This window comes from Ahniella affigens, assembly GCF_003015185.1.
Classification (GTDB): domain Bacteria; phylum Pseudomonadota; class Gammaproteobacteria; order Xanthomonadales; family Ahniellaceae; genus Ahniella; species Ahniella affigens.
On the sequence record NZ_CP027860.1, the window covers coordinates 5,488,097 to 5,510,153 of the forward strand.

The 22,057-nt window shown below is 60.1% G+C and carries 11 protein-coding genes and 3 pseudogenes; 8 read left to right on the plus strand and 6 right to left on the minus strand.

Features of this window, described 5'->3' with window-relative positions; all coding sequences use genetic code 11:
- Both ppk2 and C7S18_RS21260 read left to right on the plus strand, forming a co-directional pair.
- The gene (gene ppk2 / locus C7S18_RS21255; protein WP_106893461.1) at positions 1-780 is read left to right on the plus strand and encodes a polyphosphate kinase 2; all 780 of its coding nucleotides are present in this window, start codon (positions 1-3) and stop codon (positions 778-780) included.
- Between the two features lie 151 nt (positions 781-931).
- Entirely contained in the window at positions 932-3,733 is a 2,802-nt protein-coding gene (locus C7S18_RS21260) for a serine/threonine-protein kinase (RefSeq protein WP_106893462.1), read from the plus strand.
- A 50-nt stretch (positions 3,734-3,783) separates the two neighbouring features.
- Here C7S18_RS21260 and purU read toward each other — a convergent pair whose 3' ends face one another.
- A complete protein-coding gene (gene purU, locus C7S18_RS21265) occupies positions 3,784-4,641 on the minus strand; it encodes a formyltetrahydrofolate deformylase (protein WP_106893463.1) in 858 nt (285 codons plus the stop codon).
- 227 nt (positions 4,642-4,868) lie between these two features.
- Here purU and C7S18_RS21270 point away from each other — a divergent pair, with 227 nt between their 5' ends.
- The 3 genes from C7S18_RS21270 (at position 4,869) to C7S18_RS21280 (ending at position 11,430) form a co-directional block, all read left to right on the plus strand.
- Positions 4,869-7,166, plus strand: coding sequence for an Ig-like domain-containing protein (locus tag C7S18_RS21270; protein ID WP_170113414.1), 2,298 nt, complete (start codon positions 4,869-4,871; stop codon positions 7,164-7,166).
- Between the two features lie 250 nt (positions 7,167-7,416).
- Positions 7,417-8,124, plus strand: a complete 708-nt coding sequence (locus tag C7S18_RS21275; protein WP_106893465.1) for a DUF4097 family beta strand repeat-containing protein — start codon at positions 7,417-7,419, stop codon at positions 8,122-8,124.
- 390 nt (positions 8,125-8,514) lie between these two features.
- A complete protein-coding gene (locus C7S18_RS21280; RefSeq protein WP_146152057.1) occupies positions 8,515-11,430 on the plus strand; it encodes a hypothetical protein in 2,916 nt (971 codons plus the stop codon).
- 466 nt (positions 11,431-11,896) lie between these two features.
- On the opposite strand, the gene C7S18_RS21285 is transcribed toward C7S18_RS21280, so the two are convergent.
- The 3 genes and pseudogenes from C7S18_RS21285 to C7S18_RS21300 form a co-directional block, all read right to left on the minus strand.
- Positions 11,897-12,457, minus strand: coding sequence for a hypothetical protein (locus C7S18_RS21285; RefSeq protein ID WP_106893467.1), 561 nt, complete (start codon positions 12,455-12,457; stop codon positions 11,897-11,899).
- A 175-nt stretch (positions 12,458-12,632) separates the two neighbouring features.
- Positions 12,633-12,842: a hypothetical protein gene (locus tag C7S18_RS21290; RefSeq protein ID WP_106893468.1), complete on the minus strand. Its 210-nt coding sequence runs from the start codon at positions 12,840-12,842 to the stop codon at positions 12,633-12,635.
- 1,165 nt (positions 12,843-14,007) lie between these two features.
- Positions 14,008-14,184, minus strand: a pseudogene (locus C7S18_RS21300) (IS256 family transposase); the annotation flags it as partial.
- Between the two features lie 52 nt (positions 14,185-14,236).
- Here C7S18_RS21300 and C7S18_RS21305 point away from each other — a divergent pair.
- Positions 14,237-15,429 (plus strand): annotated as a pseudogene (locus C7S18_RS21305) (IS3 family transposase).
- Between the two features lie 406 nt (positions 15,430-15,835).
- On the opposite strand, the gene C7S18_RS21310 reads toward C7S18_RS21305, so the two are convergent.
- A complete protein-coding gene (locus C7S18_RS21310; protein WP_106893470.1) occupies positions 15,836-17,056 on the minus strand; it encodes a helix-turn-helix domain-containing protein in 1,221 nt (406 codons plus the stop codon).
- Positions 17,057-17,182: 126 nt separating this feature from the next.
- Between C7S18_RS21310 and C7S18_RS21315 the strand changes: the two genes are divergently transcribed.
- Together C7S18_RS21315 and C7S18_RS25440 are read left to right on the plus strand one after the other, a co-directional pair.
- Entirely contained in the window at positions 17,183-18,820 is a 1,638-nt protein-coding gene (locus C7S18_RS21315; protein ID WP_106893471.1) for a S41 family peptidase, read from the plus strand.
- A 1,292-nt stretch (positions 18,821-20,112) separates the two neighbouring features.
- Positions 20,113-20,460: a transposase gene (locus C7S18_RS25440; RefSeq protein WP_425481085.1), complete on the plus strand. Its 348-nt coding sequence runs from the start codon at positions 20,113-20,115 to the stop codon at positions 20,458-20,460.
- A 322-nt stretch (positions 20,461-20,782) separates the two neighbouring features.
- On the opposite strand, the pseudogene C7S18_RS21335 reads toward C7S18_RS25440, so the two are convergent.
- Positions 20,783-22,057 (minus strand): annotated as a pseudogene (locus C7S18_RS21335) (IS256 family transposase); the annotation flags it as partial.

Here is a 22,057-nt window from a genome sequence, read left to right on the forward strand (position 1 = left end):
ATGGGCAAGCTGAAGAGAAAAGAATACGACGAACTGCTGGAGCCGCTGCAGGTGGAACTCTGCGAGATGCAGCGCTGGGTACAAGCTACGGGCCAGCGTGTGGTGGTGGTCTTCGAGGGCCGCGATACGGCCGGCAAGGGCGGCGCCATCGGTGTGTTCTCGCAAACCTTGAATCCGCGTGGTTGCCGCGTGGTCGCCCTGCCGAAGCCCACCGATCGCGAGCGCACGCAGTGGTATTTCCAGCGCTATGTCGAGCACCTGCCTGCCGCCGGCGAAATCGTGCTGTTCGACCGCAGCTGGTACAACCGCGGCGGCGTCGAAAAGGTGATGGGCTTTTGCACGGACGCCGAGTACCAGCGGTTCCTGAAACAAGTGCCGGTGTTTGAGCAGATGCTGATCGACGACGGCATTCTGCTGTTCAAGTATTGGTTTTCAGTGGATCAGGCGCAGCAAGAGGAGCGGTTTGCCGAGCGCTTGGATGACCCGCTGAAGCGCTGGAAGATCTCACCGATCGATTTGGCTGCGCGCAGTCACTACGACGACTACACCGCCGCGCGCGATGCATTTTTCAAGGTCAGTCACGCCCGCAAAGCTCCGTGGTTTGTGGTGGATGCCAATGACCAGCGCCGCGCGCGTCTAAATATGCTCCGACATCTTCTGGATAAACTACCGGATCATCAGGTGCCAGCCGACAAGCTGGAGTTTCCGCCGCTGAAGCGCAAGCGCTTGGGCAAGGACGAGGTGCAGGCCAATCACGAGGCGGTCCCGGAGCGGTTCTGATCGGGCTAGCCCGTGCGCCCGTTCGCGGTCGACGTCTCAGACAGTACCCGGCGGTCGGAGCGATGATGTCGCCAAAACAATGCTTGCCGAATGATTCCGAATCACCCGTTTGGCCCTTGTTGTCAGACCTCGCGTTGGACATGATCCCCCCATGAGTGGCAATCGCTCCGACCAACACGAGGACCCGACCCAGATCCAGCGCGATCTGGACGCTACCTCGTTGCCGCCGGTCGGACCGGTCGAGCCAACCCTCGGACCAGAAGCGACATCGATCAACCCGAGCAGCCAACCCAGCGCTGGCGGCGCCGCATTTGCCGCGCCTGTGCAGCCGGTCAATCTGATTGGCAGCGCGATCGGGCCCTACCGAATCCTGGCCGAATTGGGTACAGGTGGCATGGGTGCCGTGTTTCTGGCGGAACAGCGCGAGCCGGTCCGCCGGCAAGTCGCCCTGAAACTGCTTCGCGCCGGGATGGACAGCCAGGACTTGCTCGATCGGTTCCGGTCCGAAGGCGACCTGCTGGCGCGGATGAATCATCCGAACATTGCGCAGATTCTAGATGTCGGCGCGTCGCCCGACGGCCGCCTGTACTTTGCGATGGAATATGTGCCGGGCGTGCCGCTCGTGGAGTTCTGCAACCGCCGGGGAATCGACACCGCACACCGTCTGGAGTTGTTTTTGCAGGTCTGCGAAGGTGTTCAGCACGCGCATCAGAAAGGCGTGATCCACCGCGACCTGAAACCCAGCAACCTGCTGGTTGCCGATTACCAGGGTCAACTGTTGGTCAAAGTCATCGACTTTGGCATTGCCAAGAGCATCGATAGCGCCGGACGCGGCGATGTTGGCACCACCCAAATTGGTGTGCCGATCGGGACCCCGGCCTACATGAGCCCGGAGCAGGCCGCGGGCGACCCCAGCGCGATTGATACCCGAACCGATGTCTATGCTTTGGGCGTGGTGCTGTTCAAGCTGCTGACCGATGAGCTGCCGATTCCGGCTGAGCAGATCCAGCGGGCCATCCACGGCGATCTGGCCCGCCTGCTGCGCGAAGCCAACGTCACCGCGCCAAGTCGGATGGTCACCGAGCTCGGCAAACAACCGTCGGCCGAATGGAAGCGGGCGATGGGTGGCGACTACCCCATGCAGGCGCGCAAACTGTCTGGGGACTTGGATTGGATCACGCTCAAGGCACTCGAGCGCGAGCGTGACCGGCGCTATGGCTCCGTGGGTGAATTCGGCGCCGACCTTCGCCGGCATCTGACTGGCGAACCAGTGCTCGCCAGTCCGCCTAGCCGGGCGTACCGGTTCCGCAAGTTCGTCGCGCGCAATCGCTTGATGGTGGCTGCTTCGGCTGCGGTCCTGCTGTCGCTCGTGATCGGCATCATCGGCACCACCGCCATGACCATCGAGGCGCGCGCCCAGCGCCTGCGCGCCGAAAAAGCGCTGGCCGTCGCTGAGAGTGAGCGCGCCCGCGCGTTTGCCAGCATGGACTTTCTCGAAAACATGATTGCAGCGCCGGATCCCTGGAACCTGCAGGGCCGACCCGAGACGGCACGTGATATTCGAGTGGTCGATGCGCTCCGTCAGGCCGTTGGCAAGCTCGATGCAAGTTTTGCGCATGATCCGGGCCTTCGCTCGGAAGTCGGTGTCTTGCTGGGGCGCACGCTGCGGCGTTTGGGCGACATGCAGCGCGCTCGCCAGACGCTCGAACAAGCGGTGGCAGATGCCCAGAAAGCCCATGCGGCCGACAGCCCCAAGCGGCTACAGGCCGAACTGGAACTGGCCTTGCTGAAAGTCGACCAGGGCGAATTCAAAGATGCCCAGGCCGAATTTGCCCGCCTGATGCCGCGTCTCGACGCCGGATTGGGCTTGCCCGAACAACTCGAAGAAGAGGCGCGTCGGAGCGAAGTGGAGATTGCCCGCGAGCTCGGCGACATCGACACCGCCGTCAGCCTCGCACGCCGAAATCTGGAATTGATGACCAAGCGCTTCGGGACCGATGGGCCGTCGGTCACCGGCGCCCGCGCCAATCTGGCCGACATGCTGGGTAGGAAGGGCGAATGGCAGGAGGCCAATGCGCTGATCGATCAGGCCTACCAGAGTGTGCTGACGCGCTATGGGCCAACGCATCCCATCGTGATTGGCGTGCTGTCGAAGCAGGCCGATCTCGCCGCGCGCGAAGGCAAGTACGACGTGGCCGAACGGCGCTACCGGCAGGCGGCACAGAGCTCGGAGCAAGTCTTTGGCGCCGAGCACGAAGACACGCTCCGGCAATGGGCGCATGTGGCCATGACACTTTATGAGGCCGGCAAAGTTGCGAAGGCGATCCCGTTGTTTGAGCGGGTGATTCCGCTTCGAACGGCGACTGCCGGCCCCGACAATCCAAACGTGCTGACCATGCGCAGCAACTACGCGCTGGCATTGCGGGCCGCTGGGCGCTTGGAAGAGGCCGAACGCGAGCTGAGCGATATTTATGAGCGTCGGCGCCGTGTGCTTGGCGAGACGCTGCCAGAAACCGCCAAGACGCTTGGGACGCTGGCCCTGGTGGTGCGTGATCGCGGCGATCTGGCCCGGGCCGAGGTGCTCTTGAGCCAGGCCGTCATCCTGTATGGCAAGGCGAACGGCATCAACCACCCGGAAACGATCATGTTGGCGAGCAATCATCTCTCCTACTTGCGCGATCTGGGCGAACTCGACCGCGCGATCGCCGGTTATGCCGATCTGTTGCCGCGTGCCGAGGCGCATCTGCCACCGGGGCATTGGCATCTTGCCGCGATCCAGGCCAATTACGGTGTGGCGCTTGGGATGGCTGGCCGCTTCGACGAGGGCGAGGCGCTCATCAAGCAGTCGCTGGCCGAACTCGAACGCCAATTCGGCGCCGACGATCCGCGCAGCCAGGCGATCCGGAAGCGTCTCGAGACCTTGCAGCAACAGCGCCGGAAAGCCGGCCAATAGGGCGGGTAAGGAGGGTCTGAACGTCCGGAGTGGACGCAGTCGGGCCCGCCTCAATAGAACACTACGGTCCGCAGGCCATTCAGCATCACACGATGCTCCGCATGCCAACGCACCGCCCGAGTGAGTACGACCGACTCGATGTCCTTGCCAATGCGCGCCAGCGTCTGGGCGCTCTGATTGTGGGCGACACGTTCGGTTTCCTGCTCAATGATCGGGCCTTCGTCCAGGTCCTTCGTTACATAGTGGGCAGTGGCGCCCACCACCTTGACCCCGCGGGCATGCGCCTGGTGATAGGGCTTCGCGCCTTTGAAACTCGGCAGAAAAGAGTGGTGGATATTGATTGCCCGGCCGGCCAGCTTTTGGCAGAGATCGTCGGATAGAACCTGCATATAGCGCGCCAACACCAGGAGCTCGGCCCCTGTCTGTTCGAACACTGCAAACAGAGCCGCCTCCTGCTCAGGCTTGTCGGCACCCATTGGCAAAAAGTGGAACGGAATCCCGTACCACTCGGTCAGGCGCTGGTGATCGCGATGGTTGCTCAGGACGCCGACCACGTCGATGGGCAGCTCGCCCGACTGCCACTGGTGCAGCAAGTGGTTCAGGCAATGCCCAGGCTTGCTGACCGCGATCAGCACCTTCATGCGCCGATCGCGCCGGTGCAGATTCAAGTCCATGCCAAAGCGCTGCCGCACGGGGGCCAGCGCCGTCAGAAAATCATCGCGGGACTGAAAGTGCGCGCCGGTTGGCCGGAACACGGTACGCATGAAAAACAGCCCGGTCTCCTCGTCGCCATAGTGCGAGCTCTCGGTGATGAACGCGTCGGCCGCGGCGAGCGCGGAGGCGACTGCGGCCACAATGCCGACCGCGTCCTGGCAGCGGATCGTGAGAATGAAATGCGGGGTACTCATGGCGAAACCGGCGTATATCTGACTATCGGCCTTCCTAGATGCCGGAACTTGCAGGCTGGCGCAAGCCCACAGATCCCGCCCGTTTGGCATAAGCGCGGGCGATCGACCGAGGGGCTGGCGCGGGAAAACTGCCTGAAGGCTGAAGCCAGCGCCGATCAATCCAACGCCAGGCCGCGCCAGCGGCTACAATGACGGAATATCAACTTCATCCCGTTTGCGGAGTTCCGATGCGTCGTTCTGTGTTGAGTCTTGCCATTGTCGGCGTGTTGTCCGGCCCCGTGTTTGCCCAGGTGGCTGATCCCACAAAACCGCAACCTGTCGACAATGCGGCGGTACCGCTGACGTACGTGGCCAGCAATGGCTGGGTCGGTCTCGGCGTCAATGACGACGGCGATGTACATGGCGAAGCCCGCGGCTTTTTTGGCGATAACGGCGAGCGTCTGTGGTCGGTCGAAGGCTGGCTGGGGCAGGCCGGTGCTGGCGGCGTCGGCGTTGGGTACCACTGGCTCTGGGGCGGCAAAACGCGGCAAGACACGATCGACAACCCGGATTCGGTGACGGTCGCCAAGGCTTTTGTCGCCGTCGACCAAAACGCGTTCGATGATCGCAAACTCGCCGTCGGCGTGGGCATGGAACGTGAGCATTGGTTCGGGAGTCTCTATCTGCAGGGTGGCCTGACGGGCCAACGGTTCCTGGACAGCAGCACCGTCACGACCACCAATCTGCTGACCGGCACTGATAACGGCCGTCCGTACCAGCAGACCGAAACCATCAACACGCTGACCGAAGTATTCGAGAAGCCCTACGACGAGGGCGTGGGCGCCCGCATCGGTCGCTTCTTCGAGCCCGGCCTCGTGCGCGTCCAGGGTGGTCTCGACTACGAGCGTGGTGACTTCGATTCGGATCAGACTACGGTGTCGTTTGGCGTGGAGAAGTTTTTTAACGACAGCCGCCACAGCCTCGCACTGGACGCTGAATTCCTGGACAAGAACGGCCAGTTCGAAGTCGATCGCAGCGATACGCGCGCGATGCTGACCTGGCGCTACGAACTCGGCAAACGCCACAACTTCCGTCCAGCCGAGCCGTTTACACAGGAAGAAGTCAAGCGGACGGTGGAGAAGCAGATCCCGGTTGACCCGATCATCGTCAAGAACGAAATCCAGATGAACACGGATGCATTCTTCGAACTGGATCGCTCGGTGCTGACGGCGGCAGGCGAGGGCGCGCTGCAATCGCTGCTCACGGCGATGACCTCGGATCGTCGCGTCGGTGGTATCACGATCGTCGGCCATACCTGTGATCTGGGTCCGGACGCCTACAACCAAGCGCTGTCTGAGCGTCGCGCCAAGTCGGTGCAGGCGTACCTGGAAGGTCACGGCGTGCCCGGCGCTGACTTGACTGCCACCGGCGCGGGCGAAAGCAGTCCGAAGTACCCGAATACACCTGCCGAGCGGCACCAGAACCGACGCGTCGAAGTGAGCTTCCTGACGGTTGAGGAAAAGCTCGAGGAACAGCCGCCCAAGACGGTCAGCGAAGACATCGTCGAATGGAAGAAGACGCCGGTGAAAATGCCGGCGGCCTGGATCGAGCGCGCGCTCAGGAATCCGAGCGAACACAAGCGTACGGTCGATGTGTATCGGATTGAAGAGGTAAGCGAAAACCGCACACTCGGTCCGCGTGTGTTCCTGAACCGCGGTCCGGCAGCAGCGAACGACACCAATACCACGTCGCGTGGCACTGCCTCGAACATCAGCGTCCTCGCCAACGACACCGACCCGGATGGCGACGCCTTGACCATCACCACGGTGGGCAATCCGGCGAACGGCACCGCCGTCATCAGTGGTAGCAGTATCCGCTACACACCGAATGCGAACTTCGTCGGCACTGACACGTTCAGCTACACGATCAGCGACGGTCGCAATGGCACGGCGACTGCAACGGTCACCGTGACGGTGCTCGACAATCCGCCGGTGGCCGTGAACGACAGCGCCAACACGCCGTTCAACACGCCGGTCAGCCTGAATGTGCTGACCAACGACAGCGATCCGCAGAACGATCCACTGAGCGTCGTGTCGACCACGACCCCGGCCAATGGCGCCGTCACGTTCAGCGCGAGCGGCAATGTGACCTACACGCCAAACAGTGGGTTCTCAGGCGTCGACAGCTTCAATTACACGATTCGCGACAGTAATGGTTCGACGGCGCAGGCCACGGTGTCGATCACCGTCAGCGCGTTGCCGGCCAACCGGGCGCCGGTGGCCTTGGATGACTCAGCCATTGCGCTCGGCATGGTGTTTGTGCCGCTCGAAGTGCTGCTGAATGACAGCGACCCGGATGGCGACAGCCTGACCGTCTTGTCCTTCACGCAGCCCGCCAACGGTTCGGTGATTCAGAGCAGCGTGCCAGGCGTGCTGCACTACCGTGCGAATCCAGGCTTCTGCGGCCTCGACACGTTCACCTACACCATCAGCGATGGGCGTGGCGGCACAGCGACGGCAACCGTCACGGTGGACGTGCTCGATTGATGGTTGCCACGACACCGGCGCCCAGGAACTTTTGGCCGCGCCGGTCCGTCGAAACCATTGCTCAGGCCTGCCTCGATGGCTTGAAGCACGGTCGCCCTCTGTGCCTAAGACCCGGCCAAGGGCCTGAAGCGCTGATCTCATGAGCGCGTCTGCCGCCCGCTCGCTTGCATACCGGAACAACCCAATGCCCCTACTTCGATCATTGCTCCTGACTTTATCTGTTGCCCTGGCTTTGACCAGCTGCAAGTCAATGCAAAGCCAGAGGGACCAAGCATTTGAAATCAAACGCGTTCATGAGGCGCTGGCACTACCGGCTGGTACCCAGAGACTGTTGATCAAGAATGATTTCGGCACGGTGTATGTCAAAAAGCTAAAAGACCCCGCCAGTCTTGGGGTGCACGCCGTAGTGCAAGTTGCGCCCGGGGTCCGAATGCCGCAGTTTCTGGTGCAGCCGGGTGATCGTCCTGGCAGCGCGCAGCTGTTGGTCCGTCCCGCGCCAGGGGACAAGGCGCCCATCCGCGTGGATTTGGCCGCTTATCTGCCGCCCATGTACGAGATTACGGTCGAAACCAGCTCTGGCGATGTATTTGCGAAAAATGTGCGATCGGACCTCGCCGTCCGAACCGTGGGCGGCAATATTGTCGCGACCAGTGCTGGACGCCTGCAACTTCACACCGTCGACGGCGTTATTCGGGCGACTCAGATTGGCGGCAAGTGGCAGGGTGATGCCAGTGTGCGTAGTGAACACGGTCTAGTCGAGCTCAGTATTCCGGATGACTCGCCTGCACGTCTGCAGGTCACCGCGCTTGGCGGCCTGCAGACAGACCTTCCGTCGCTCAAGCCGATTGGTGGCCACCAAGACCAATGGCAGGGCGCGCTGAACGCAGAAGGCGCGTTGCTGTCCTTGACCATTTATGCCGGTGGCGAAGCAATCGTTCGACGTTCAATTCAAGAGTGAGTGCGTGACCCAACAGTGGTAGCTGACGCCGTGGCAATCGGGGGCACTCTTCGGATGTTGCGACGCAATATCCCGAAATCGCAGCGCCAGGCCACTTGCTGTGTTTCCGAATCGACGCTGCAGGTGCCCATAGCCTTCAAGCCGCCCCAAAGTCGGATTGATTCAGAGGTCGCCTCGTTGACACCACCACCGGCAGGGTTCCACTGCATAAAAGTCTCTTCATATCAATAACCTGAGTCGAACTCAGCAACATCTGCAGTGCATGCGATGCCGCCGTGCGGGGAGGGCACGCGGTCGTTCGTGCCGTCACACCGCAAACGAGCCAGTTGCCGAAACAGTCTCGCCGCGTCATGATCGCAATCCTCGAAAACTCCGCCTCGGGACCGACGCATGCGAATTAACCTTTCACTGATGGCTGCATTGGCGTGGCTTGCGCCCCTTGCAATTTCGAACGCCGCTGAATTCAAGACAGAGCAGGGCTTCGACAGCTCCGGCGTGCCCTATGACCGTGGTGCGGACTATGTCAGCCCGCAGGTGGTCCCGACCACCAAGTTCGTGAACGTGTTGACGCTGCCAACCTTGCCGGAATGGAAGCCGGGTGACCCTATCAAGGAAGTGCCGCGTCAGTTCAGCGATCCGCAAGTGCTGAATCCGGTCCCGGTCAATCCGGTCGCCGATAAGCTCGACGATCTGGCGCAGAAGCAACGCGATTTCGATCAGACGCAATTTCCGACGCGCGCGCTGTCTACGCCGGCGGTCAATGTTGAAGGTCAAACCAATACCGGCGTGTCGCCATCCGACGTGAACGGGGACATTGGCCCCAATCACTATGTCCAGGCCATCAATGGTTCGGGCGGCGCCCTGATTCGGATTTACAACAAGGCGGATGGTACGGCTGTTGGCCCTGCCTTCGAACTGGCAACCCTCGGTAGTGGCGGCGCTTGTGCGACCGGTCTTGGCGATGCCGTTATTTTGTATGACGAATTGGCCAGTCGCTGGGTGTTGACCGAGTTCGTTGACGGTGCCAATGACCTGTGCTTCTACATCAGCGCAGGTTCGAATCCAGCGTCAACGACCTGGACACGCTACAACTTTGTGATGCCGTCGTTCCCGGACTATCCGCACTACGGCGTATGGTCCGATGCATACTATGCCGCTGCCAATGAAAACGGCACCAGCGGCCAGCGACCCGTCTATGCTTTCGATCGCACCAAAATGCTTGCTGGACAAGCCGCTACGTTCCAGCGCAAGACAGTTGCCCGCCTTGGCGGGTTCAGTTTCGAAGCATGGCAGGCTGCCGATCATGATGGGATCGAAGCGCCGCCAACGAACGCGCCTGGCCTGTTCATGCGCCATCGGGACGACGAGTCGCACAACCCAGGCTCGAACAACCCAACTCAGGATTTCCTGGAGATCGTGCAACTGGATGTCGATTTCACGACGCCAGCCAATACGGTCTTGACCGGACCGGTGCAAGTCCCGATTTCCGAATTTAGTTCGAACCTCAATGGATTGACGGCTTTCAACGCGTTCCCGCAGCCGAACGGGCAAAAGCTCGACCCGCTGCGCGAGCAGGTCATGAACAAGCTGATCTACCGCAATTTCGGCACGCACGAGACGTTGGTCGGCAACATGGTGACTGACGTCGATGCGGCAGACACGGGCGGCATTCGCTGGTTCGAACTCCGCCGAACTGGTGGCATCGCCAATCCCTGGACCTTGCACCAGGAGGGCACGTATGCGCCTGGCGACGGCGGCAATCCTGCTGATCGCTGGATGGCCGGATCGGCCATTGACTCAGCAGGCAACATTGCCATGGGCTATTCCGTGACACGGCAATCGCCAGGCATTTTCCCCGAAATTCGTTATGTGGGGCGGCTTTCGTCCGATACCTTGGGGGTAATGACCTCACCCGAGCGCACGCTGATAGCTGGCGGCGGCTCACAGTCCAACGAACGTTGGGGCGACTATCACTCGATGAGCGTTGACCCCGTTGACGGCTGCACCTTCTGGTACACCGGCGGCTACATGCCGACAGGGGCTTGGTCGACGCGCATTGGGTCGTTCCGGTTTGATGAATGCGGCACGCCAACCTTTACCTTTGGTGGCACCACGACGAGTTCCCAGTTGTGCGCCAATCAGGGCACACCAGTCAGTCTGCCGAACAATCAACTCAACGTTGGCAGCATTTCAGGATTCGTCGATCCGGTGAACTTGGCATTTTCGGCGTCGTTGCCTACGGGATTCTCTGGATCCTTGACGCCCGGAACGGTGACGCCACCCGGCACATCGCAATTGGCGCTGTCAGCCACCAACGCGGCGACTCCCGGCGATACCAGCATTACGGTCAACGCGACTTCCGGCGCCACTACCCGACAATTCACGACCAACGTCCTGGTTGCAACTGCGGCACCGGGTACTCCGGCTCTGACGGCACCCGCTGACAATGCCATCGGTCAGTCGCTGACTCCGACCTTTAGCTGGAGCGCCGCGACGCAAGCGGCCAGCTATCAGGTGCAGGTTGCCACCGACGCTGGATTTACGACTATTGTCGCAACGCAGACAGTGACTGGCGGCACCAGCCTGGTGCTTTCAACACCGCTGCAGTCGTCCACCAACTACTTCTGGCGGGTCACGCCGAACAATGTCTGTGGTGCCGGAACAATATCGGCTGTGCGCACGTTCCGCACACAAACTGCGGCAGGCGACTGTGATGTCGGCCAAACACCGGTAACGGTGTTCTCGGAAGGCGCCGAGGCAGGCGCGAACGGCTTTGTCGTTAGTGGCACGGGTGCTTCAAGCTGGTCCATCAGTACCGCCCGACCATTTGCCGGTACCAGCGCGTGGTTGGCGCCAGACCCAGCAACCGCAACGAATCAGTTGTTGGATTCGCCGACGATCAATATCCCGGCCGGTCAGAATCCGGTGGTGCTGTCGTTCCAGAGCGATGAGACCATCGAAGACAAAACGACCGCGCCGGTTGGATGCTGGGATGGCGGCTGGGTTGAATTCTCGACCAATGGCGGCACGAATTGGACCGCATTTACGGCGACCGACATTCTTGCCGGACCGTTCGACGGCGCCGTTGACGGAGCCGGTGCCGGATGGTGCGGCGATCCACGGGCGTACAACCGCAAAGTGATCAGTCTGAACAGCCTTGCCGGTCAGGCTGTGAAGTTCCGCTTCCGCTTCACCAGTGACACGTCAGTCGGTCGTACCCCGCATGGTTGGTACATCGATGACATCAGCGTGCGTTCCTGCTCTTCAGGTCCAACGGATGCGGTGTTTGCAAACAGCTTCGAGTAATCCTCGGTAGCTTGTTTTGAAAAAGCCCGGCCACCAGCCGGGCTTTTTTGTGCAATTCGCGACAGGTAGCACGCGCGAACGGGACCTGCGGCGCCGCTGCGGCCGATGTAAAAGTGCACACAAACGGCACTTGAGGTTCGGGCGCGTCGCCGTGGTCAGCGGACTTGGCGTCGCAGAATCTTGCGCGCAATGCACGCGGCGACAATGCAGTGTGGCAAGTCACTGCGATGGACTCAGGCGTATCGCCTGATTTGACGTTCCGGGGTTCGCTTGAACTGATTCTTCGATATTCAAGTCAACACCTTATTGCGCATCGACGGCGCCGCGAGGATCAAGAAGCCAAAAGACGGATGAGCGGTTCAATTCGCGCTCTTGTTATAGCGAGCGATACCCAGGGCGCCGCCAAAAGGACCCGGTTGTGCCAGCAAAAGCCGGCAAGCCTCATAAGAGGCCTGCCGGAACCCGATCAACGACTCAACAGGCGGCGGAGATACTCCGACACCACGCCGGACGCAAACAGCAACGCCAGCACACTGCGGATGCTCTCCAACTGCGCGGCAGTCAGATACGCAAAGCGTTCTGGCAGCACGGCATGAAACGCCAAAGCGAGCATGCCCCAGATCACCAGCACCAACAGCACCAGCAAGGTGACCACGACACCGCGTGCAGCAACGCGCTGGACGAAGCGCACCAGGGCCAACTCGCGGGTTCCCATCGAGCTCGACGCCTGACGGGTCTCGCTCTGACTGGCCTTGACCGAACCGGTTCGGATCGGTTGGCTCCGAACGCGATTGGGGGGCAATCGTGCATGGGACTTGCGCTGTGCAACGTCCGGCCGGGCAAGATCAACGCCACATCGCTTTGCGAACGACACTTGGCGCTTGCTCAGTGGGGTTCGGCGCTGGCGCTTGCTCCGCAGAATCCGGCCGGCCACATTGAGGAAGCTGCGGCCAAACAACCAGGGGCGGATCCGCTCAGGCAGACCAATCGCTTTGGATCGAGTTTTCCGAACATCTTGTTTCCGCATCAGACACTCCGGTGAAAGAGGCGGATACCCACCCCATGCGGGTGAATACCCGCGGGGGTGAACGATCAAAAAAGACTCGGCATGAAAAGAGCACCGAGGCAGTATCAGCATCCGAATGGCCGCAGTAAGCGCTGATGGGGATCAGCGGTTACTGGCGGCAACTCGGAACAGGGCGTTAAAGCCCTGATTCCCGACGGGATTCCAACTCAACATCGATCAACACCTTGAGGGTGTCGAGCAAATGCCGGATCAGAACCAAGCGGGGGTCTTGCAACGCTTTCAGCAAGCGCTCATCGATTTGCAGAATCTCGGCAGTCGTCAGGGACGACAACACGAACTCGGCATACTGGGGAGCGTGAATCAGCGACAACACATCAGTCTTCATGGTGCAACCTCGCAAAAGAGGAGGCACCAGCGCGAGGCGGGTGCCTCGCGGTGGGGGATGGTTTGTGGAACAGCTTGAGAACACACGTTGCAGCGACTGCATCCGGTGAGGGACGCGTCGTTGTGCAGCGTGACTGTGCGCGGATGCGCAGCAGATCAGAGGAATCCGGTCACCGAAGTGGCCGAAACGGAATGGGGACTAAAACAAACAAGCGTGATCGCAGTGAGCGACGGCGCAACCAGTGAGTGACTGTGTCTTAGGCATGAACGCTCAGGAGTGGCGCGCGCAAACCCAATACCAGCAACCGAAACCGGCATGCTCGATGTTCAAGATCTGAATCTGAGAGACTCAGAACAGGACCATGCATCACGATTGATCGTGAACGCGTGCCGGACAGGGCAGGCACAGTCGTTCAGTTCATGGCGAACGGGTGTTCGAGTGTCAATGGCGGCGGTTGCAGATTGCAGTCTATAAAAAAAGCAATCTAGGCAAGCAGCAAAGAGCTCGTGCCAAGGTGCGGCAGGACTGAGTCAGCGAATGCCAACGGAAGCCAAGCTACGCAACCAGAACGGCGCGACATCGAAACAACACACCAGTGGATGGTTAGCAGGCAAGACGGGAACGTCGAACCGCTAGCAATGCATGAGTTGAATCTGTCAACCAACAGGCTCCAGAGGAGCGGGAATGAGACTAATCTAGCGACTCTGCGGGCGCGCGCAAGCGACGATGTGCGCGGATCTGGATGTCGCGTCGCGAACGCGTGCGTTATTTGACGCTGCGCCCGTCCGATTAGGTTTGATTCACGCCGTTTTGCAGGACAGAATTCTTGGCTGGCTGGCTGGCTGGCTGGCTGTTGCTGGCGATCGCGAGCGCAGCGCGCCCGTTCAGCGAGGGACGATCGCCCCATGTGGTGTCGTGTTTCGCAAATCGATTGAAGGAAATCTGAAAGCCTTTCGAGTCAGGGCAGAGCACGAGGAGGAGACCTTATGGCAACTTAGGCGGCGCCCAGCAACGCCCCATTGGTTCGATCGGCGAGAACTCTATTCGAGTCGGGAGTGTCAGCTTTTTTGTGTTCACGAGGCGCGATGAGACTTGTCCACGGTGGCGGTCCAGCGTTCCTTTTATAGAACGCAGGACCGACGCGGTGGGCAAGTCGGGGTTCATTTTACGCGATGGCCTGCACGAATCGATCGCCGTATGCGATCGCAAATTGGTTCATGGCGGCGCGCCACTCTTTGGCAGCGCGCCCCCAATCGGCAGTGATGTTTCGTAGCGCCAGCCAGATCAGCTTGGTGGCGGCATCGTCATTTGGGAAGTGACTGTGTGTCTTGATGATCTTTCTGTGACCCTGCCTCGGTTTGACGTACACCAGAAAGTTGATAATTTTCTGATGAATGGAGAACCAAATGAGCAAGAGTTCACGGAAGCGGGAAACAGTGCCAAATCGGCAGTACACGACCGAGTTCAAGGTCGAAGCGGTTCGGTTGGCGAAGTCGGTGGGTGCGGCGCAGGCGGTCAAGCGGCTTGGCATACCGGATTCGAGTTTATCGAACTGGATCAAGCTGGCCCGAGAAGGGAAGTTGAATGCGGACGGCGCTGGCTCGACGCCGACGAAGCGAGGGGTGTCAGAGCTTGAGGCGGAGAACGCGCGATTGCGACGGGAACTGGCGAACGCGAAGTTGGACCTGGAAATCGTAAAAAAAGCGGCGGCGTATTTCGCGAAGGAATCGCGGTGAAGTACGCCTGGATTGAAGCCAATCGCGATCAGTTCAGTGTTGTCCGGATGTGTCGTCAGCTTGAAGTGTCTCGCACCGGTTACTGCCAGTGGCGCACGCGTCCGCCCAGTCAGCGGGCTTTGGACAATGCGGCCCTGGATGCTCAGGTCGCGGCGATTCATGCGGAGTCAAGGCGCAGCTACGGTCGGCCACGGATCGTGCGAGCTTTGGGTCAGCCTGTCGGTCATGAGCGGGTCCGTCGAAGTTTGATTCGACAAGGGTTGCGTCCGACGTATCGGCGGCCGTATCGGGTGACCACCGACTCGGATCATCAGAAGCCGATCGCGCCAAACGTCCTGGACCGCCGATTTAATGGCTGGGCACCCAACCAAGCCTGGGTTGCCGACATCACCTACATTGCGACCGCCGAGGGCTGGTTGTATCTCGCCTGCATTATGGATTTGGTTAGCCGACGAATTGTTGGTTGGTCGATGAACGAGCGGATCAAGGCTGACTTGGTCTGCCAAGCCTTGAAGTCACCGATTTGGCAGCGCAAGCCGCCACCAGGCTTGATCATGCACACCGATCGCGGCAGCCAGTATGCGAGTAAAGAACACTGTGCGTTAATCAAGGACTTACGCATGCAGCAATCAATGAGCCGTAGGGCAAACTGCTGGGACAATGCGGCAATGGAGAGCTTCTTCAAAACGCTCAAAGTGGAGCGTGTCGAACAAGTTCGCTACCAAAGCCGAGCAGAAGCTAGGCTCGATCTCGTCGATTAGATCGAAGGCTTCTACAACCGGCGTAGGCTGCATTCTTCGATCGGCTATAAGATCCCGGTCAGTGCCGAATTAGCCGAAATGGCTGCGTAATTGGTGTACGTGGAATCGAGGCAAGGTCATCAGGTTGCTGCTCAAGCGGCACATACACTGATCGATCCCTGAGCAAGTGCGTTGGCTGGCGCAATGAGGCGCCAATGGACTAGCTATGGCGCGGTGCTTACCAGCTTACGCACACTGGACGCGTTCCGGCACTACGTCGCCGATCTCTGATGACGCACTTTGAATCGACGAGTCAGATAGCCATCACCCCTGGGAATCGCATGACTCAAGTCGCGAATGATTTCCGGTCCGTCGCATGCATCAGCCATCCTTGGCCGAGCTGCGCTTTGCAGCCAATAACCCGAGGTGGGAGCCAGGTGCGTCAATCACGCCCGCCGGAATCTGTGGAGGTGGCATGCCGTGAGGTGTGCCTCTATTACGAGGCAGGCGATAGTGATTAGGGCGCCATCTGCTGTGTGATCGATGGCCGAACTCCCCGGTCGGATAACAAGTCGTCTTCCTTTGTCGCTTTGCGCAGTGCCTTTTGCCGAAACCCATGCGGCGTCACCCCCAGGCGCTCGCGAAACACCTTGTAGAAGGTGGAACGAGTTGCGAACCCAGCTTCGCGGCCCAATCCTTCCACTGTGTATCGGGCTTGATCGGGATCGGAAAGCAGTGCGCAGGCATCATCCAGGCGCAGCGTGTTGACGTACGCAAAGAAACCACCAATCTCGGCGCGATTGAGAGCGCGTGAGGTTTCGCTGACGGAAAGCTCGGTAGCCTGCGCCAGCGTCGCCAGACTCAGATCGGGAATGCGCCACATCTTCCTGGAGCGCATAGCCACGTCGATGCGCTCGAAGTGATCCGGCATTGGAGTCGCTGGCGAGCGACAAACAACCCTGGGGCGATTGAGAGCGTGTGATGTCTCGCTGACGGAGAGCTCAGTAGCGCGCGCTGATGTCGCCGGATTCAGATCAGGAACGCGCCACATCCCTTTGGAGTGCATTGCTGCGTCGACGCGTTCGAAGCGATCCGTTATTGGAAGCGCTTGCGAGCGACGAAAGATCGCCTGCACCCCGCTCGTCGGCGCGGTCATCAGCAGTCGGTACAGGGTCCAAGCGAACAAGCCAGAACTCACCAGCGCCAGAATAGCCCATTCGATACGAGTGGCGTCCGGAAACAAGACACCAAACGCGTTGAGCACATGCAAGCATGCGACCGCCCCAAGCACCGCTGCGACCTGACCGCGCAGCGGATTGTTCTGATCCCAATGGCGAAAGGCGATGCATGCCGCGGCGAAGGCGAAAACCATGCACGGCAGGATGGCGACGCGGATATCCAGGTACTGATGCGTGCCAGGAAAAAGCAACGCGGTCGCGTGCGCTGCGATGGGTGCGAATAGCCAGGTCGGCGGCGTTCTGTGCAGTTTGGCCGCATACACGAATGCGAACAGCAGCGGTCCTGACGCTGTAGTCGACAACGGGGCGAGCAACCCAAACGCAGTCGGTCCCATCTCCGGAGCTGCCGATTCGAGTAATGCCAGCCACAGCACCAATACTCGGGTTGCCAGCCATGCCGCCAACCAACCGGTGGCAGCAATGCCGGTGCGCCTGTAGTCCACGATCAGAGCGCAGAGCAACAAGGTTCCCAATACTGTAGCGATCAGGTATTGGTTCATCCTGAATCCTGCCTAGTCCGTGCACCCAGTATGTCCGCAGGCATGCGCACGGACATGTGGAGAAAGTAACCTGCCTCCTGCTTGGCCTAGCATCGAAGTCACCAACGACTCGCTAGAGGCCCATCCATGTCGCGCCCGTCCTTTTCGCCAGTTTTCGTTCTTTTTCGTGCCTCGTTGTGTGCGCTTTCTGCGTTACCCGTTGCCAGTTCGGCGGCGGACGCGTCACCGGCAACGATCGATTGGGTCGCCGACGCGACCTTTTTGCGCGAGCGCTTGCCGGGTCTGCACCCAAACCTTTATCACACCCTGGGTGCCGAAGCATTTGCGCGGAAACTGGATGCGTTTATCGCCGATCGACGCAGCTCGGAAGCCGAGCGCGTGCTGCAGCTTGCCCAAATCGTTGCTGCGATAGGGGAAGGGCATACCCGTCTGACCTTGCCCCTGGCACCCCAGGCACGCCTGTTCCCCACGCACGCACCGACCGAGCCGGCTAACGTGACTCAGTTCACTCAGTTTCCGCTCAGGCTCGAATCCACTTCGGACGGATATGTGGTGGCCGCTGCAACGGATCAGATGAAGGTGGCACTGGGCAGCGTGCTCGTGGCGATAGATGCCAGGCCCGTCGACGATGTAGTGAAGCGGTTGGGCTCGCTCGTTCATCATGACAATGCCGCGCAACGGCGCTATTTGATGGCTTCTTTCCTCGTGGTTCCCGAGATCCTGCACGCGCGCGGTATCACCGGCGCGGTGGACCGGGCGACTTGGACATTCCGTGATCGTCGGGGCAAGCGGCTGTCGCTACCGATCCAGGCGCTACCTAGTTCCCAGGAACTCAACTGGAATAACTTGCCGAATTCATCCAACGCACTCCGAAACCGCAACACCGATCGGGACATCTGGTTCGAGAATTTTCCAGCGGCCGACGCCATCTACGTGCGCCTGCGGCAGATCGCGGATGACCGATCGTCCGGCGAACGCTTTTCGGACTTCTCGAATCGGCTGCTGACAGCGATCAATCATGGGCCGCAACAGCGGCTAATCATCGATCTGCGCGGCAATTCAGGTGGGAATAGTTCTCTGGTGTGGCCGTTGGTCACCGGGTTGGTTCGTTCCGAAAAACTCACGCGCCCCGGCGCTCTGTACGTGATTGTCGATGGGGGCACGTTTTCCGCTGCGGTTGACTTGGTCGCGGATTTGGAGAAAGCCACACCGGCGATTATTGTCGGTGAACGCACCGGAGGTTCGCCGAACAGCTACGGCGACTCGCGACGCCTGCAACTTCCAAGCAGTGGCCTCACGGTGCGCGTATCCACCAGATATACGCAAGGCTCGCACGGCGAAGATCGGCGCAATACCGTGAAACCCCAAATCGATGCGCCGTTGACGCAAACAGACTTCCTCGACGGCAGCGATTCAGCGCTCGCCGCGATTGTGCAACGCTCGTCTATGATCGCACTGCCGAATGGCCGCTGGCGGGGTACGGTCGCGTTTCGCTATCTGGATGCACAGGTAGATGCTCGAATTCAAGACGGCGGATCGGGTCTTGCTGGCTGGATCACCATGCCCGAAGTAGGTGTGGCTGAGACGCAGTTGGACGGACTCCACTTTGCCGATACGTGGCTGCACGCGGAGCTGAAGCTCGAACGAAGCACGTCCCGCATCGAACTGCTGCAGGCAAGGGAACATCTTACCGGATGGATCGAATATCAGGGGCGGCCCTATCCGATGGTGCTTTATCGAGTCAACGCCGATGCCTCCGATTGAAAACCCGCGCTATTCAGGGAAGCGACACAGCGATGGCCGTGTAGCAAGGCAGACGTGTGACACGCACTTGCCGATGCTAAGTTCGGCATGAACAGTGACGATATGGTGAGCGCGGCTGGATCAGCATGGCCGTCACTAGATTGATCGGCCATCAGACGGAGATTGCCTTGCCTCCAGTGAAGTTTATTCAGGTCCGTGAGCATTGATGACATTTGCGCTGAAGTCGCCCCGCAAATGGGCCTGTAGTCGGCGCTTTTCGCGCGTGCCGCGGTGAGATCGGCGAGTTTCTATCGCTGGCGGTCGCAGCCTGGCGCGGCATCGGAGGAAGCGACGCGATTGCCGGTAGCGTCGATGATGAAGCGCGGCGAGGCCGGGACCGAGTTTGTCGAGCTGGGCCGACGGGATGTGTCGTCATCACATTTTGAGCTGCGCCAGCATCTGGGCTGTGAGTTGCTGCTATCGCTGACACGTGACTGATGTTCTTTCCCGAGGGTCAGGTCCGGGTGCAGCTGTATGCGCGGGCAGCCTGTGTGAATGCGCAAATCGTTCGATAGCTGGTCGGCGCGGGTGAAGCACATCATGGCGTCTGATCCGTTGCCTGGGCAGCCGTCAATAGGCGGCGACGCATGTGAAGGTGCGGTACTTCGAATGCAGCGGGTATTGCGTGTGGGCCAAGCGGTTGGAGGTGGGCAGTTCATCAGCGACTGATGTGCGTTGCGTTCGCGTGAGATGGATTGGACGGCAATGGAGTTGATGCTGGAAGGGGTTGAAGTGGGCCGGCGTCGCAAGCGACATCGAGATCTGGAGTGACCGCAAAGCGCATCGCACGATGCGCAGCAATATGCCTTGAATGGCCCTTTGGCAGGTGCATCGATTCGATGGACTTTGGTCATGCACAACGTCGCATCGACAAGTTCGGATGACACCGCCGACCTCGCATCGCTGGGCCCACGAGCATTTCGAGCCCGACACCCCAGGTGGTGTCGCTTGCGAAGTTTAGGATGTCCTCCGACGTCTTAGACTTGGGATTGCGCTGGCCGAGGTTGGCGCGCACGTAGAATCGCGTATCTATCGCCTGCGATTCGGTCGGTTGAAGTGCGGCAACTAAGCCGAGCGCTATAGTTAAAAGCAGTATACGCATGAAATCTTTACCTTCTTTAGCTTTCGGAGGGGGCACGGATGGATACAGTCCCGCGCCAACAAACCAGGCGAGACGGTGATCTTGAGCAATTTGCAGTGCGAACGCAGCGGACGTGGCGCGAGTAGAAGACCTGCTGCACGGCAAGGAGCGTATGGTGCATGCCGATGCCAGCTATATCGGTGCGGACAAGCGTGTGAAGAGCAAACGCATCAAGTGGCACATCGCCCAGAAGCGCGGCAAGATCAAGGCCATGCGGCCGAGTCCATGGAAGCGTGCGGTTGAAGAGGTGGAAACGGTGAAGGCCCGCATACATGCTCGCGTCGAGCATCCGTTCCGAGTTGCGAAGCGCCCGTTCGGATTCGTAAAGGTGCGCTTCGAAGGCTTGGCGAAGAACACCGCTCAGGTGCCGACACTGTTTGCCCTGGCGAACCTGTGGATGGCGCGCAAGCAACTGCTGATGATGATGACGGGAGAGTTGCGTCCGCAGTTTGGGAAGTAAGGGGAAAAGGCGCCCTGAAAACGCCGAAAATCGATGCTTTTCGGGTTTTCGACAGTCTCATTGAACAGTCGTGGAAGAATTCGGCTCTACTACCGCGCACATCGGGTGACTGGTTCAGATTTTTCTTACGGAAATTAATGCAATCAATGACTTGCGGCGTTTGCCAAGGAGCGTGAGCGGTCCGCTCGCTGGAGATTTTTCTTTCGGCGATCGGAACGAACATCGGGAGTGTCAGCTTTTTTGTGTTCACGAGGCGCGATGAGACTTGTCCACGGTGGCGGTCCAGCGTTCCTTTTATAGAACGCAGGACCGACGCGATGGCCTGCACGAATCGATCGCCGTATGCGGTCGCAAATTGGTTCATGGCGGCGCGCCACTCTTTGGCAGCGCGCCCCCAATCGGCAGTGATGTTTCGTAGCGCCAGCCAGATCAGCTTGGTGGCGGCATCGTCATTTGGGAAGTGACTGTGTGTCTTGATGATCTTTCTGAGCCCGGCGTGCAAGCTCTCAATGGCGTTTGTGGTGTAGATGACGCGACGTACGTCGGGAGCAAACGCAAAGAACGGTATGACGCGGTCCCAGGCGCGACGCCAGGCCGCTACGACGGTCGGGAACTTCTGCCCCCAGGGGCCGGCTTCGAACGCGTTCAGCTCGGCCTCTGCGGCCTCTGCGGTCGGCGCGGTATAGATCGGGCGCAGGGCCTTTGCTAGTTCTTTGCGGTCCTTCCAGCTTGCAAAGTCCAAACTATTGCGGATCAGGTGCACGATGCAGGTCTGGTGCGTCGTCGCCGGAAATGCCGCGCCCAGCGCCTCGCTCACGCCCTTCAGTCCGTCCGTCACCGCGATCAGGATATCCTGGCAGCCCCGGGTCTTCAGCTCATTGAACACTTTAAGCCAGAATTTGGCGCCCTCGATGTTCTCGATCCAGATTCCGAGAATGTCGCGGGTGCCATCCGGCAACACGCCCAAGGCCAGGTACACCGCCTTGTTGCGCACCACCGCATCTTCCCGGATCTTCACCCTCAAGGCATCGAAAAACACCACCGGATACAGCATCTCCAGCGGCCGCGTCTGCCATGCCCCGACCTCAGCCATGACCGCATCGGTGACCGTGCTGATCAACTCCGGACTCACCTCCGTACCATACTGTTCGGACAGAAAACCCTGAATCTCCCGAACCGTCATCCCGCGCGCGTACAGTGCCACGATCTTCTCGTCGAACCCCGTGAATCGTCGCTCGTGCTTCGGAATCAACACCGGCTGGAAGCTGCCAGCACGATCACGCGGGACTTCCAGCTTCAGCGGACCATCCTGCGTGTGTACGGTCTTACTGCTCGTGCCATTGCGTTGATTCTCGGCCGGCTCCGGGCGATCACCGCCCGGCGGATAACCTAGATGGTGCGACAACTCCGCGCCCAACGCCCGCTCGATCAACGCTTTCTTCAGCGCCATCGTCGCATCGTTGATCTCCACCGCCGTCATCAAGCCGTTCGGCGCAATCTGGTCCAACACTTCCTTGGGTATCTTCGGCAACGCATCCGACGCTGCCCGAATCCGGGCGTTCCGCTGCTTCGTCTTGCTGGGTTCTTTGTTTGGCAT

Bases quoted from the DNA above. Each gene is read 5' to 3' on its own strand.
- ppk2 (WP_106893461.1), top strand. From the start codon at position 1: ATGGGCAAGCTGAAGAGAAAAGAATACGACGAACTGCTGGAGCCGCTG.
- C7S18_RS21260 (WP_106893462.1), top strand. From the start codon at position 932: ATGAGTGGCAATCGCTCCGACCAACACGAGGACCCGACCCAGATCCAG.
- purU (WP_106893463.1), bottom strand. From the start codon at position 4,641: ATGAGTACCCCGCATTTCATTCTCACGATCCGCTGCCAGGACGCGGTC.
- C7S18_RS21270 (WP_170113414.1), top strand. From the start codon at position 4,869: ATGCGTCGTTCTGTGTTGAGTCTTGCCATTGTCGGCGTGTTGTCCGGC.
- C7S18_RS21275 (WP_106893465.1), top strand. From the start codon at position 7,417: ATGCAAAGCCAGAGGGACCAAGCATTTGAAATCAAACGCGTTCATGAG.
- C7S18_RS21280 (WP_146152057.1), top strand. From the start codon at position 8,515: ATGCGAATTAACCTTTCACTGATGGCTGCATTGGCGTGGCTTGCGCCC.
- C7S18_RS21285 (WP_106893467.1), bottom strand. From the start codon at position 12,457: ATGCGGAAACAAGATGTTCGGAAAACTCGATCCAAAGCGATTGGTCTG.
- C7S18_RS21290 (WP_106893468.1), bottom strand. From the start codon at position 12,842: ATGAAGACTGATGTGTTGTCGCTGATTCACGCTCCCCAGTATGCCGAG.
- C7S18_RS21310 (WP_106893470.1), bottom strand. From the start codon at position 17,056: ATGAACCAATACCTGATCGCTACAGTATTGGGAACCTTGTTGCTCTGC.
- C7S18_RS21315 (WP_106893471.1), top strand. From the start codon at position 17,183: ATGTCGCGCCCGTCCTTTTCGCCAGTTTTCGTTCTTTTTCGTGCCTCG.
- C7S18_RS25440 (WP_425481085.1), top strand. From the start codon at position 20,113: ATGGTGCATGCCGATGCCAGCTATATCGGTGCGGACAAGCGTGTGAAG.